General features: G+C 71.9%; 12 protein-coding genes and 1 tRNA gene. 2 read left to right on the forward strand and 11 right to left on the reverse strand.

Annotation, left to right across the window (positions count from 1 at the left end; all coding sequences use genetic code 11):
* Window positions 1-2: 2 nt before the first annotated feature.
* The 9 genes from nhaA to WMR31_RS20180 all read right to left on the reverse strand — a co-directional run bounded on the left by nhaA (window position 3) and on the right by WMR31_RS20180 (window position 10,300).
* Window positions 3-1,265, reverse strand: a complete 1,263-nt coding sequence (gene nhaA / locus WMR31_RS20140) for a Na+/H+ antiporter NhaA (protein ID WP_340540687.1) — start codon at window positions 1,263-1,265, stop codon at window positions 3-5.
* Between the two features lie 210 nt (window positions 1,266-1,475).
* Entirely contained in the window at window positions 1,476-2,426 is a 951-nt protein-coding gene (locus WMR31_RS20145; RefSeq protein ID WP_340540688.1) for an endonuclease/exonuclease/phosphatase family protein, read from the reverse strand.
* A 128-nt stretch (window positions 2,427-2,554) separates the two neighbouring features.
* Window positions 2,555-2,627, reverse strand: a tRNA-Asn gene (locus WMR31_RS20150).
* A gap of 75 nt (window positions 2,628-2,702) precedes the next feature.
* Window positions 2,703-3,185: a hypothetical protein gene (locus WMR31_RS20155; protein WP_340540689.1), complete on the reverse strand. Its 483-nt coding sequence runs from the start codon at window positions 3,183-3,185 to the stop codon at window positions 2,703-2,705.
* Complete coding sequence (gene dnaG, locus WMR31_RS20160) at window positions 3,182-5,080, reverse strand: DNA primase (protein WP_340540690.1); 1,899 nt, start codon at window positions 5,078-5,080, stop codon at window positions 3,182-3,184. Before dnaG ends, WMR31_RS20155 begins: the two co-directional genes overlap by 4 nt.
* A gap of 71 nt (window positions 5,081-5,151) precedes the next feature.
* Entirely contained in the window at window positions 5,152-6,393 is a 1,242-nt protein-coding gene (locus WMR31_RS20165) for a hypothetical protein (RefSeq protein WP_340540691.1), read from the reverse strand.
* Between the two features lie 110 nt (window positions 6,394-6,503).
* Window positions 6,504-7,439 carry a 2-hydroxyacid dehydrogenase gene (locus WMR31_RS20170; RefSeq protein ID WP_340540692.1) on the reverse strand — a complete coding sequence of 312 codons (936 nt, stop codon included), beginning with the start codon at window positions 7,437-7,439 and terminating at the stop codon, window positions 6,504-6,506.
* Complete coding sequence (locus tag WMR31_RS20175) at window positions 7,436-8,686, reverse strand: deoxyguanosinetriphosphate triphosphohydrolase (RefSeq protein WP_340540693.1); 1,251 nt, start codon at window positions 8,684-8,686, stop codon at window positions 7,436-7,438. The genes WMR31_RS20170 and WMR31_RS20175 overlap by 4 nt, the downstream gene beginning before the upstream one ends.
* A 318-nt stretch (window positions 8,687-9,004) precedes the next feature.
* Window positions 9,005-10,300, reverse strand: a complete 1,296-nt coding sequence (locus WMR31_RS20180; RefSeq protein WP_340540694.1) for an ankyrin repeat domain-containing protein — start codon at window positions 10,298-10,300, stop codon at window positions 9,005-9,007.
* Window positions 10,301-10,400: 100 nt separating this feature from the next.
* On the opposite strand from WMR31_RS20180, the gene WMR31_RS20185 reads away from it, so the two are divergent.
* Together WMR31_RS20185 and WMR31_RS20190 are read left to right on the forward strand one after the other, a co-directional pair.
* A complete protein-coding gene (locus WMR31_RS20185) occupies window positions 10,401-10,859 on the forward strand; it encodes a protein-tyrosine phosphatase family protein (protein WP_340540695.1) in 459 nt (152 codons plus the stop codon).
* A 169-nt stretch (window positions 10,860-11,028) separates the two neighbouring features.
* Window positions 11,029-11,286 (forward strand): type II toxin-antitoxin system VapC family toxin, encoded by a 258-nt coding sequence (locus tag WMR31_RS20190; protein ID WP_340540696.1) that lies wholly within the window; start codon window positions 11,029-11,031, stop codon window positions 11,284-11,286.
* A 5-nt stretch (window positions 11,287-11,291) separates the two neighbouring features.
* On the opposite strand, the gene WMR31_RS20195 is transcribed toward WMR31_RS20190, so the two are convergent.
* Complete coding sequence (locus tag WMR31_RS20195; RefSeq protein ID WP_340540697.1) at window positions 11,292-12,254, reverse strand: VldE C-terminal domain-containing protein; 963 nt, start codon at window positions 12,252-12,254, stop codon at window positions 11,292-11,294.
* Between the two features lie 194 nt (window positions 12,255-12,448).
* Window positions 12,449-13,519 (reverse strand): tRNA dihydrouridine synthase DusB, encoded by a 1,071-nt coding sequence (gene dusB / locus WMR31_RS20200; protein WP_445321659.1) that lies wholly within the window; start codon window positions 13,517-13,519, stop codon window positions 12,449-12,451.
* Between the last annotated feature and the right edge of the window lie 169 nt (window positions 13,520-13,688).

Below are 13,688 nucleotides of genomic sequence, written 5' to 3' on the forward strand. Positions count from 1 at the left end.
GGTCAGTCGGTACGAGCGCGGCCGGGTCGCAGCGCCCGGCTGCGCAACCCGAGCACCAGCGCGCCGAGCACCGAGGCGACGAGGGATCCGACCAGCACGCCGATCTTCACGTCGTCGTCGAGGGCGCTGCCGGTGCCGAACGCGAGGTCTCCCACCAGCAGCGACACGGTGAACCCGATGCCGCCCAGGATGGCGACACCGAGCAGGTCGGGCCACTTCAGGCCCTTGTCGAACCCGATGCCGGGGATCCGGGTGAGAAGGAACGTCGTGCCCGCGATCCCTACCGTCTTGCCGACCACGAGCGCCACCGCGATCCCGATGGTGACCGGGCGGGTCAGGGAGTCCGCGAAGCCGGAGAGACCACCGACGGTCACCCCCGCGGCGAAGAACGCGAAGATCGGCACCGCGACGCACGACGACCACGGCTCCAGCAGATGGACCAGGCGAGCCGCGGGACCCGACGCGGCCGCCTCGCGGCGTCCGCTCGCGGCGGCCGGGCGTGCCTTGGTCTTGACGTCGAAGACCGGGACCACCAGGCCCAGGAGCACTCCCGCGATCGTCGCGTGGACGCCGGAGGCGTGCATGAGCGCCCAGGTGGCCAGCGCGATCGGGACCAGCAGCCACCACACCGGACGCCGGCGCACCACGACGGCGAACACCGCGACGCCGAGGGCGGCGAGGCCGAGCAGCAGCAGGTCGACGCCGTCGGAGTAGCCCACCGCGATGATCGTGATCGCGATGAGGTCGTCGACCACCGCGAGCGTGAGCAGGAACGTGCGCAGCGCAGCGGGCAGCCGGCGCGAGACGAGCGCCAGGACGGCGACGGCGAAGGCGATGTCGGTAGCCGCCGGCACCGCCCAGCCGCGCAGCTCCTCGCCGCCCCCGCCTGCCGCGGACACCACGGCCAGGTAGATGACCACTGGCACGACGACGCCGCCGACGGCCGCCACGACGGGCACGATCGCGCGCCGTGGGTCGCTCAGCGACCCCGCCACGAACTCCTGTTTGAGCTCGAGCCCGACGACGAAGAAGAAGAGCGCCAGCAGGCCGTCGGCCGTCCACTGGCCCACGCTCAGGTGCAGATGGAGGCTGTGCGGCCCGAAGGCGGCGTCCCGCAGGCCGACGTAGGCGTCGGCGGCGCCGGTGTTGGCCCACACGAGCGCGAGCAGGGTGGCCAGCCCGAGCAGGATGCCGCCGGAGGGCTCGCGACGAGCCCAGGAGCCGATACGGGAGAGGGTTGAGGGAGCAGAGGACGATGCAGACATGGGTCGGTGATCCGTAGGTCGATCGGAGGTGTCGCGCCCGGTTCGGTCGCGACGCGGACGGTCAGCGACCGGTGCCGGGGAACCCGGACTGCCACGCTCCCCACGCCGAGATGTAGCCATTGGTACCGAGCGCACTAGACGGCGTCTGATCGGTCCAAGGCACCCATTGATTCTATCGCGGAACGGTGCCCGGCGCCGACTCCCCGCGAGCTATGCGGCGGGCGCCACCGTGGTCACCAGACCACGGTGGTCGGTCCCACCGACCTCGAACGTGGAGTGGTCCACGACCGCCACCTCGTCGGTCACCAGCACGTGGTCGATCGCGACCACCGGCAGCGGCAGGTCGCGGTCGACGGGCCAGGTAGGCGCCCAACCGGCGTTGGTCAGTTCCGCGGCGTCGCGGTAGCCGTCGTCGAGGAGACGCCGGACCGGCTCGTGGTCGACGGTGGCATTGAGGTCGCCGGCGATGAGGGTGACGCCGTGCTCACGGGCCGCGACGCGCAACGCCTCGTGGTCGGTGTGCCAACCGTCGATGTCGCGCGGGGTGCGCGGATGCGCGGCGATCATCGTCTGCCCCTGGGTGCGAAGCACGTAGGTGCCGAACGGCATCTCGACCCGCTCGATCGTCTCGACCGGGTCGGTGCTGAACACGACCGTGCCGCCCGCGCCGTCCGCGGCCGCACCGCCGAACATCGGAAGGCGGTCGCTGATGCCGGCGGCGGTGAGCGCCTCCACGAACGCCGGCGTCGCCTCGCTGACGACCAGGATCCCGGCCTCCTCGTCCCGGACCCGTTCGGCCACGGCCACGGCGTCAGCGCGCCCGAACCTGGCGTTGATCACGACCACCGTGATCGCCTCGGCCTCGGGATCGGCCCGAGGCGCACCACCGACCCACTGCGGGGCGAGCCAGGTCAGGTGCAGCGCGAGCAGACCGACCAGGACGGCCGCCACGGCGATCGTGGTGCGGTCGGACCGCTTCGGCCACCACAGGATCGCCAGCGCCACCGCGCCGACCACGAGCAGCGGCACCGCCCACGGCACGAACGACGTCAGCTGCACCCACAGGGCCGCGCTCGGTGTGGCGAGGCGAAGCGCGGCGAGGACCGCTGACGGGATGAGGATCGCCACGACCACCACCGCCAGTGCGACTCGACGCACCATGGTTCGGCTCCCTCCGTGGATGGCGACCCAGCGTCGCGTTCACCCCGGTCAAGGTGCCTGGTCAGACCAAACGAGGCGGAAAAGGCGAGGTCCCGGCGCCGTCTCCGACGCCGGGACCTCCTACCCAGCTCCCCCGGTTGGACTCGAACCAACAACCCTCCGGTTAACAGCCGAATGCTCTGCCAGTTGAGCTACAGGGGATCGTGCGCGCATACGTTAGCAAGGCGACGCCCAGTCGCGGAATCGGGATGCCTACGGCGACCGCGGAGCGCGGGTTCAGTCGAGTCCGACGTCGATGCGGGCGGCCTCGAGTGCCTCGGCGGCGGCGAGCCGGACGGCGGGGTCATCGGGGTCGACGCCCTCGTCGTACTCATAGATCCAGTGCAGATCTCCCCCGCCGCCCGGTGCGCGGCGGGCGATCACGCGCAGGCCCCGGCGGCCCGTGAGCGGCACGTGGCGTTGCAGGACGACCGAGGCCGTGACCCGCTCGCGGATCAGCTCCAGGAGGCGTCCTGGCTGCTCGACGACGTAGGAGTGCTCGGGGCGGGTGTGCCCCCAGGAGCCGACCTCGCTGACCCGGAGGGTGGAGCTGTCGCTGTCCCACCCGGCGGCCTCCACCTGCTCCCAAGGCACCCGCTGCGGCCCGTAGAAGGCGTCCCGGGTGCCGCCGATGGCACGGCCGTCCTCGTCGACCGCCCAGGCCAGGAGTCTCTCCCCCTTGGCGACGTCGAGCCTGGGACGACGTTCGCGGGCTCTCACACGACACCTCCGACGATCCGGTCGCGCAGGTTGCGACGGTACTGCTCCAGGGCGGCGAGCTCGCCGAACATCTGACGGTAGGCGTCGACCTGCTCGGGGTTGGTGCGCTGCATCCGTCCCTTGACCGCCGCGATCCGGCGCAGCGCGGTGAGCTCGAGCAGCCGGACGACGTAGAGGGTGACGTAGGCGGCGTCGGGCTCCTTCATCAGCGGCTCGACGGCGAGCGCGCTGATCACCGAGGAGACGGCCGGGTCGGTGGCGGCGTCACGGAGCTTGGGGATCCAGCCCGGATCCGCCGTGCCCGCGGCGGTGCCGCCCGCGGCCGCGACCAGCTCCCACACGCCGCGATAGGTGGGGTGGGTGAAGTCGTTGGGCCCGATGTCGGCGGTGGTGCGGCCGATCGCCAACGGGTGCTGGAGCACCAGCTTGAGAGTCTCGCGCTCCACCTCGAAGCGGGGGTCGCGCAGGTCCGGGACGGCCGGACGGCGTGGGGCCTGCTCGGGAGGGGCCGGTGCTGCCCCGCCACGGTCGTGCCCCCGCGAGCCCTGCCCGCCGGGACCGCGCCGAGCGGCCCGCTGCACCTCGGCCAGCACGACGTTGGTGTCGATCTCCGCGCCGATCATCTTGCTGATCTCCTGCGCGAACGCCGTCACCTTCGACTGGTCGCGCACCGAGGCCACCAGCCGGGCGCTCTCACGCATCGCGTCGACGCGGCCGTCGGCGCGGTCGAGGTCGTACTTGCCGATGATGTTGCCGAGCACGAACCGGTACAGGGGCTGGCGCCGCGCCACGAGATCGCGGACGGCGGCGTCGCCGTCGCGGACTCGCAGGTCACAGGGGTCGAGGCCCTCGGGCTGGACGGCCACGTAGGTCTGGGAGACGAACCGCTGGTCGCCGTCGAACGCCTTCAACGCGGCGTTCTGGCCGGCGGCGTCGCCGTCGAAGGTGAAGATGACCTCGCCGCGGAACTCGTCGTGGTCGAGCATGAAGCGGCGCAGGACGCGGGCGTGGTCGTCGCCGAAGGCGGTGCCGCAGCTGGCGACGGCGGTGGTGATCCCGGCCAGGTGGCAGGCCATCACGTCGGTGTAGCCCTCCACGACGACGGCCTGGGAGGCCTTGCCGATCGAGGTCCGCGCCAGGTCGATGCCGTAGAGCACCTGGCTCTTCTTGTACAGCGTCGTCTCGGGGGTGTTGAGGTACTTCGCCTCGATCTTGTCGTCCTCGAAGATCCGGCGGGCACCGAAGCCGATGGTGGCCCCGCTGGGGTCGCGGATCGGCCACAGCAGCCGCCCCCGGAAGCGGTCGTAGGCCGAGCGGCCGATCGCGACGGCGCCGGCAGCCACCGCCTCGTCCTGGCTGAAGCCGCGCCCGCGCAGGTGCCTCCACAGCGCCTCGCCCTCGCGCGGTGCGAAACCGAGCCCGAACTGCTCGGCGGCCGCCTGGTCGAAGCCGCGCTCCTGGAGAAAGGTGCGGGCGGCCTGGGCGTCAGGACCGCTCAGCTGCTCGGCGTAGAACTCCTGCGCGACCCGGTTGGCCTCGACGAGCCGCTGCCGGGGCGGTCCCTTGGGGCGCTGGTCGAACGCGTCGCCGTCCTCGCGACGCAGCTGGATGCCGACCTTGTCGGCGAGCCGCTCGATGGCCTCGGTGAACGACAGGCCGTCGATGTCCATCAAGAACGTGAGGACGTCGCCGCCCTTCTGGCAGCCGAAGCAGTGGAAGAAGCCGCGCGCCGGATTGACGTTGAACGACGGCGACTTCTCGTCGTGGAAGGGGCACAGCCCCTTCAGCGATCCGCCGCCGGCGTTCCGCAGGGTGACGTAGTCGCCGATCACCTCGTCGATGCGGACCTTCTCCCGCACCGCCGCGATGTCTTCCTCACGGATCCGGCCGGCCACCCCACGATCCTACGGGCCGACGATCGGACCGGGCGGGTGAGCATCCACCCGCCCGGTCCGATCGAGGTTCGCTATCGCTTGCGGACGCCGTCGACCGCGCCGCTGAGGGAGCAGTAGTTCGGTCCGGAGTAGCGCATCGTCCCGTTGACGACCTTGGAGCCCTTGAACTGCATCCGGAGGTAGACCGTGTAGAGCTCGCCCTTCTCGACGTCATCGACGATGCCATTGCGCGGCACCTTGGTGGTCTTGAACGAGTACCACCCCGAGGTCGGGTAGCGGCTGTCGAGGATGCCGCAGTAGCCACTCAGGTAGGCACGGAAGCCGCGCACCTTGCCGGACCGGTCGATCTGGAAGGTCGTGGAGGTCTTCTTCCCCTCGTACTTGCCCGGCTTGGGCCGCGGCGGCGGGTCGATGCGCACGACCCGCACGGTGGTGGTGGTCCGCGATCCGGCCGTGGTGGCGACGAGCTTGATCTTGGTGCGCTTCGGGACCTTGTTCTTGGCCTTCAAGGTGATCGGCACGCTCACGGTGCTGGAGTAGGTGCTCTCGGCGAGGAGCGGATAGCTCACCTTGGTGGTGCGCACCTTGAGCCCCTTGCCCTTGCCGGAGATCGTGACGTGCTCGGCGTCGGAGAGCCCGATGTTGCGGATCGGCACGTCGATGCGCGTGGTCGCCTTGTGGACCAGTCGCTGCGTGCGCACCTTCCCGAACTGCAGGCGCGGCGGGGCGTAGGTGGGCTTGAGCGCACCGATCAGGACGTCGTAGATCGCCGAGCCGTCCGCGTTGGACAGGTAGACGAAGGCGCAGTCGTAGGCATAGCCGGCCTCGTAACTGGACGCGGAGAAGTTGACCTGCGTGCCCGAGCGGGTGAAGCCGTTGCCCGCAGCGAGCGTCGTGGTCGTATAGCTCTTGTAGCCGTAGCAGGTGTTGTCGTCGAAGTAGCCGTACTCCGCGGTCATCCACCCGTCGGTGCTCGACGTCGGGACGGCGCCGAGCACGAACGACGCGGTGAACCGTTCGGCCAGCACCTCGTCGACCGCACTCGCCCGCACCAGACGGCGGGCCGGGGTCGTCGTGGTCGGCATCCCGGTGGGGCGGCTGGTCAGCGCGCCACTGGTGCGCACGGTGGTCTGGCCGCGCTGCGCGGGCTCGCGGTGCTGCGGCGCATCGGGCCGGCTCTTCGCAGGCACGAAGTCGAGTCCGCCCGGCTCCGCGACCGCCGGCGGGCTCATCGCCGCGAGTCCTGCCACCAGCACCATGGTCGCCAGCGCGGCCACCGATCGCGGCCATCTGATGGCCGATGCCTTGCCCATTCTCATCCCCCAGTCTGGAGTTCCGGTCGTCTGCACGTGGGGGTAGACGGGCACCGGCCCGGTCGGGTTCCCCCCGGCTCCCGACGAGCGGGACGGTACTACGCGAGGGCTCAGCGTGGATCCAGGCTGTAGCCGTTCGCGGCCATCACGTGTTCGAGCGGCTCGCCGGCGGCGTACCTGCGCAACTGCTCGCCCACCACGCGGTAGGCGCGCGGCCACATCGCCGCGCTGAGGCCGCCCACGTGCGGGGTGATGAGGACCCCCGGCGCCTCCCACAGCGGACTGTCCGAGGGCAGCGGCTCGGGATCGACGACGTCGAGCGCCGCCCGGACCCTCCGGGCCTGAAGTGCGGCGACCAGGTCGTCGGTGACGACGACCGGCCCTCGGGCGACGTTGACCAACAGGGCTCCCTCGCGCATCCGGTCGAGGAAGGCGGCGTCGACCAGACCGCGGGTCTCCTCGGTGAGCGGCACGATCAGGATCACCACATCGGCCTCGGGCAGCAGGTCCGGCAGCTCGGCGAAGGAGTGGACGCCGTCACGCGCGGTCCGCGCGACCCGGGTGATCGTGGTCTCGAACGGCTGGAGTCGCGCCTCGATCGCTCGTCCGATCGCGCCGTGGCCGATCAGGAGCACTCGCGAGTCGGCCAGCGAGCGGTGCCACTGCCCGGCCCAGGCATGGCGCTGCTGGGCTCGGACGAAGTCGGGGATGTCGCGCTGGGCGGCGAGGACCAGCGCGAGGGTGAGCTCGGCGGTGGAGGTGTCGTGGATGCCGGCCCCGCGGCACAGCGTCACGCCGTCGGGCACCTGGCCTGCGAAGTTGTCGACGCCTGCGGTGAGGGTCTGGATCACCTCGAGCGAGGCCATCCGCGGGAGGACGGCGGTGAGCTCGGGGCCGACGCGGTAGGGCGGCACGTAGAACGCGACGTCGGCCACGGAGTCCGGCACGTCGCCGTCGACCGGGTCGACGACCTCGTAGCGCAGGCCGGCGGGCACCTCGCCGAGCTCGGAGGGATCGAACGGCAGCCAGACGAGTGGATCGCTCACGGCGTCGAGGCTACGGCTCCGTCGACGAGCCGGGCGTGCCGGGCGACCGCGCTGGCGTCGGTGAGCGAGGCGACCTGGTCGATGACCACGCGGAGCCGGGCGGCGTCGTCAGCGGCGGCGTGCCAGTCGTCGGCGAAGGGCCGGTCCAGCGCGTCGGGGCCGCGGTCGATAAGCGCCTCCACCAGCTCGGCCAGCAGCTCGCGCTGGCGGCCGAGGAGGGCGACCCGGTCGGCGGCCTGCATCACGTAGTGCGCCGCGATGCCCTTGAGGACGGCGATCTCGAGCGCGGTCTGCTCGGGGATGACCAGGTCGGCCCGGAACCGCACGAACGGCCCGGGGGCGGCCGCGAAGGTCGCCTGCTGGACCGCGCCACAGAACCGGCCGATCACGTCGCTGGTGAGGTTCTTCAGCGCCGCCAGGTGACGCCGGCTGCCGTCGTACGGCGTCGAGGGCCAGATGTCGATGCGGGCGAGGTCGTCGAGGACCTCCGCCACGGTCTCGTCAGCGACGTCGGGGAGGTACCACGCGCGGGTCGCCTCCGCGACGGCGGCGCGGTCGAGCCTGGTCAGGTCGAGGCGTCCGGCGACGACTCCGTCCTCGACGTCGTGGACGGAGTAGGCGACGTCGTCGGCCAGGTCCATCACCTGCGCCTCCAGGCACCGGCGCTGCCCGGGCTGCGTGGCGCGCATCCAGTCGAAGACCGGCCGGTCGTCGGCGTACACCCCGAACTTGCCGGGAAAGGGGCCCTCGCCGATGCCCCAGGGGTACTTGGTGCAGGCGTCGAGCGTCGCGCGGGTGAGGTTCAGCCCGACCGAGCGGTCGCCGTCGAAGGTCTTGGCCTCCAGGCGGGTGAGCAGCCGCAGCGTCTGGGCATTGCCCTCGAAGCCGCCGCACTCCGCGCTGATCGCGGCCAGGGCCCGCTCGCCGTTGTGCCCGAACGGCGGATGGCCCAGGTCGTGGGCGAGCGCGGCGGTCTCGGCGATGTCGGGCTGGCTGCCCAGCGCCCGCGACAGGTCCCGCGCCACCTGGGCGACCTCGAGGGAGTGGGTGAGCCGGTTGCGCACGAAGTCGTCGGACTGCGGACCCACCACCTGCGTCTTGGCGGCCAGCCGCCGCGAGGACGCCGCGTGCACGACCCGGGCGCGGTCACGCTCGAACGGGGTGCGGATCGGGGCGTCCACCCGCTTCGGCGGCTCCTCCACGAGCCGCTCGCGTGCGGCGTCGTCGTAGAGGTCGCTGGCATCCATCGGGCGTGAGCCTAGTGGCGGACCGCGACGGCAGGCGTGCGAGGCCCTTCGGGGGTTGAACGACCGGGACGGGCAAGACGACCCCCGGAGGTTGAGCAAGCGGGACGAGCGAGGAACGAGCGAGCCCCGCGCCGACGAAACCTCGCAACCGACCTCGGGAACCCTGGCAGCGACGGTTGCCGGGGTTTCGTCGTCGCTCGCTTGCGCTCGCTTGCTCAACCTCCGGCCTCAGGAACGCTGGGCGCACGAGGGGCCGGGTTCGATCAATCAACGAGCGCTCGCTTGCGGCGCTTGCTCAACCTCCGGCGGCGGGGCGGCTCAACCCCGCAGCAGCCGGACGATCTCGGTGTAGCCGCGTTGCTCGGCGTGCTGGAGGGCGGTGACGCCGTCGCGGTCGGCGATGTCTCGGTCGACGCCGGCGTCGAGGAGGAGCCGCGCGATCTCCTGGTGGTCTCGTCCCCCGTCGCCGAGGATCACCGCCTCGAGCAACGCGGTCCAGCCGAGATCGTTGACGTGATCGAGGTCGACGTCGGTGCGAACGACACGTCGAATGTAGTCGGCGTGCCCCCGCTCGGCGGCCGGGATCGGCGACAGGCCGCCGAACCGGTTGCGGATCGTGAGGTCGGGGTTCGCGGGCAGGAGCGCCTCGAGCATCGCGACGCTGCCGGTGACTCCGGTGACCAGCCAGGGGGTGTCGTGGCGGTCGTCGAGCGCGTCGGGGTCGGCTCCCATGGCGACCAGCACCTGGGCGGCCGCGACCCGGTCGAAGGTGGCGGCCAACAGCAGCGCGGTGCGCTCGTTGCTGTCGCGGGCCTCGATGTCGGCACCCGCGCGGAGAGCGAGCGCCACCGCGTCGGCGTCGCCGTCCTCGGCGGCGCGCAGCAGGGCGCGATCGGGATCGCTGGGACGCTCTGCGGTGGTCACGGTCTCCATGATGTCGGCCAGCCGGGAGTACCCGCGTTCGCGGGCCATCTCCGACGGCGTCAGCCCGGCCGAGGGCGAGCGACGGTCGAGCTCGACGCCGCCGGCGACCAGCACCCGCACCGTCGTTGCGTACGCAGGGGTGTCCTCGCCGAGCCAGATCGCCTCGTGGATGGCCTGGTAGCCGATCCGGTTGACGTGGTCACGGTCGATACCCGCCCCGAGGAGCTCACCGACCACGAGGCCGTGACCGCGCTCGGCGGCCCGGATCAGCCCGGTGCCGTTCCAGCTGTCCTTGTCGTCGATCCGCGCGCCGTGGCGCAGGGTGAGGCGCAGCAGGTCGAGGTAGCCCTCACTGGTGGCGATCAGGTAGGCCGACTGCTCGGTGTCGTCCTTGGCGTTGACGTCGGCGCCCTGGCGGATCAGCCGCCGCGCGCGCGGCACGTCGTCGGCCCAGGCCGCGGCGCGCAGCCGCCGGTCGAGGGTCGCCTGCTCGGCGGCCGACGGCGGCCGCGCCGATGGCCGCTCGGTGCCGGCCGGCCCCGGCTGCGGCGTCGGGGTTCCCGTGCCCGCAGCGGATGAGTCGGCGGGGGTGCTCGGCGTCGGGCGTTCGTTCGAGCCGCCGCCGCAGGCGCTCGCGATCATCGCGATGGCGACCGCGAGGGCAGCCAGAGCTCGGGGGCGGGCGGACATGCGCGGATCCCTCGTTCGTGGACGGACGGACTGATCGGCTAACCCGCCACGACCCCACAGGATTCCGAGAGGACCATCACCCCCCTGGAAGACTCAGCCGATGAGGATCTCGAGCTGGGCCGACGAGCCGGGCGTGGTCGTGCTCCCCGACGGCCGGCGGGTGCGCGGCACCGGCGTGCGCCGTCCACGAGCCCAGGTTGGAGCGCCGGACTTCGCCGTGTACCTGCTGGCCCGCGCACCGGCACCGACGCCGTGGCCGAGTCGATGGGTGGCGTGGCGCGACTTCGGGCTGCCCCGCTGCACCGCCGACGCCGTGGCTGCGTTGCGCGAGGCGTTCGAACGCGCGGCGACCGAACGGGTCGAGATCGCCTGCGCTGGCGGCGTCGGCCGCACCGGCACCGCCCTCGCCCTCCTCGCCACGATGGGCGGCGCACGGGACCGTCTCGCCCCGGACGACGCCGTCGCGTGGGTGCGCGAGCATTACCACCGCCGGGCGGTCGAGACCCGTCGGCAACGCAGCTGGCTCCGGTCGGTCGCGGCGAGCATCGGTCCCACATGACGGCATGTGCCGCACCTGCGACCCAGCCTGGAAGCGTGACCATGATCCAGATCTCGCAACGTGCCCGAGGACGTTCTCCGACGCCTCAAGGCGCGCGCCGCGTTGGAAGGCGTGTCGCTGTCGGATCTCGCACTCACCGAACTGCGCCGGTCCTTGGAGCGATCCCGAGGTGTCCGTGCACGCGCCGTCGCTTCTCGGCGTCGAGGTCACCGCCGCTCTACGAGGCCTCGCGCTGGGTGGCCACGCCACGCCGGAGCGGGCCGAGCTGGCGTTGCGGGATCTGGACGCCGCGGCGATCGCGCGGCACGATCCGACACCGCTCCTCCCCCGAGTCTGGGAGCTGCGCGCCGACCTGACGCCGTACGACGCGGCCTATGTCGCCCTCGCCGATCCGCCGGATCACGCACGTGCGCGACCCCGGGCCTGAAGAGGTCAGTACGTCGTGACGTGCACGTGGTCGTAGTGGTTGGCCGTGACCGAGCCCCGGTCCTCCATGCCGCGCCAGCCCTCGCCGGAGCGCTCTACCGACCAGATGTGCTGGGCGTAGATGACGTAGCTGACGCCGAGCTCGGCGTAGTACTTGCGCACGAAGTCGGCCACGGCCTGACCCTCGGCGCCGGAGACCATGATGTCGACCGCGATGCCCTGCGCGTGCTCGCCGTCGCCGCGGAAGGTGCCGTAGACGGTGATGTCGGGGAACTCGGCGCACACGGCCTCGTGGACCTTGACGATGTTGGGGCTCACGCCCGGAGACACCGAGGTGCCGTTGGTGCACTCCCCGCCGAGGGTGAACGGCTCGTCCTCGGTGAGGTACCCGGCGGTCACCCAGCGCGTCTCGTCCTTCTCCCAGACGATCTCGACGCGGTCGAGCATCTCGCGGCCGGTGACGACGACCTGCTCGCCGGCGTCGACCTCGCCGGTGTTGTCGGCGTCCTCACCGGGGGTCGTCCACAGGTTCAGCGACTCGGTGGTCCACAGCTCGGTGTCGGCCTTGGCGATCGCCCGGGTCACCGCGGCGGGCGCGAGCATCTCGCGGATCTGGCGCTCCTCGGCGCTGAGCTTCGGGGCCTTGTCCTTCTTCGTCTTCTTCTTCGCAGCGGGCTCGACCGTGGTGGTCGCGTCGTCGCCCGCGCGGCGGGTGCCGCCTCGCGAGAGGCTGTCACGGGTGCCGACGGCCTCGCCGGCAGCGGTGGCCGCGGTGTCTCCGACGACGGGAGTGGGCGCCGCCATGACCGGCGCCACCGGTACGTCGGCTCCGAGCACGCCGATGGAGACGGCGCCGGCTGTGGCGATCACGGCGAGCGGTGCGGCGAGGAGGCCGGCACGGGGGCGGGGAAGTCGCGCTCCGAAGAGTCGGCGGGCATTGGTGTCCCGCTTGTGGCGATGTTGAGCCACAGCGCTGATCCTTTGCGGTCGAGGTCAGGTCACGGTCGTGCAAGTCGGGGAAGGTGCCCTGCCACGACGTTGTGGCCCACAGCGCGGTGGTTCGAGCGGCACGAAGACACGAGTGAAGCACACCCGCGGTCGATCGGGTCAATCTCAACCAAATCTGTGGACGGTGTCGATCGTCACGACGGGTCCGGCTCAAGTCACCCGCCGGTGGTCTCCCCGGCGTCCTCGCGCAGCACGCAGCCGGTGCCGTCGGTGTCGTCGAGCCAGCCCTCGGGGAGCACGACCCGCTCCCTCGGCGAGCCCTGCCGGCCACGTGGGGCACCGAGCTCGGAGACCGGGAACGGCTCGGCGGCGTTCAGCTGCGAGAGCAGCGCGTCGAGGGAGGCAAGGGAGTCGACCAGGCCGAGCGACTGGCGCATCGGGCCACCGGCGGCGAACCCCTTGAGGTACCACGTGACGTGCTTGCGGAACTCCTTGCAGCCGCGCTCCTCCCCCATGTGCTCGCACAGCAGCTCGGCGTGGCGCCGCATCATCACCACCACCTCGCCGAGGGTCGGCAGGGTCTTCACGTCGTCACCGGCGAACGCCGCGGCGAGATCGCGGAACAGCCACGGCCGGCCCAGGCAGCCGCGCCCGACGACGACGCCCGCGACGCCGGTCTCCTCGACCATCCGCAGCGCGTCGGCGGCCTCCCAGATGTCCCCGTTGCCCAGCACCGGGATGTCGGCATGCTCGACGAGCGCGGCGATCGCGTCCCAGTCGGCGGCTCCGCTGTAGGCCTGGGAGACCGTGCGCCCGTGCAGGGCGATCGCCGCGCAGCCGGACTCGCCGGCGATCCGGCCGGCGTCGAGATAGGTGAGGTGGTCGGCGTCGAGGCCCTTGCGGGTCTTCATCGTCACCGGGACGCCGTAGGGCTCGGCCGCCGCGACGGCGTGCTGGAGGATCTGGCCGAGCAGGTTGCGCTTCCAGGGGAGCGCCCCGCCGCCGCCCTTGCGGGTGACCTTCGGCACCGGGCAGCCGAAGTTCAGGTCGACGTGGGCGACGCCGTACTCGCCGCACAGGATCTCGGTGGCCTTGCCGACGTAGACCGGGTCGGTGCCGTAGAGCTGCACCGACCGGGTGGTCTCGAGGTCGTCGAAGACCAGCATCCGCTTGGTCGTCTCATCACCCTCGACCAGGCCGCGGGAGGTGATCATCTCGCACACGTACAGGCCGGCGCCCTGCTCGGCGCACAGGCGGCGGTAGGCGGCGTTGGTGATGCCGGCCATCGGGGCCAGGACCACCGGCGTCTGGACCGTCAGCGAGCCGAGGCGCAGTGGCGAATACGGAGCGGTGGTCACATCTCCATGATGCGGCACCCAGGGCGTGTCTCCCTATTGCTGGTGGAGGCCGGCGTCGTCTGGGTCGTGCGAAGACGGTGCCGCAGGTGCGTCGGCA

The organism is Nocardioides epinepheli (genome assembly GCF_037936805.1).
Taxonomy (GTDB): Bacteria; Actinomycetota; Actinomycetes; order Propionibacteriales; family Nocardioidaceae; genus Nocardioides.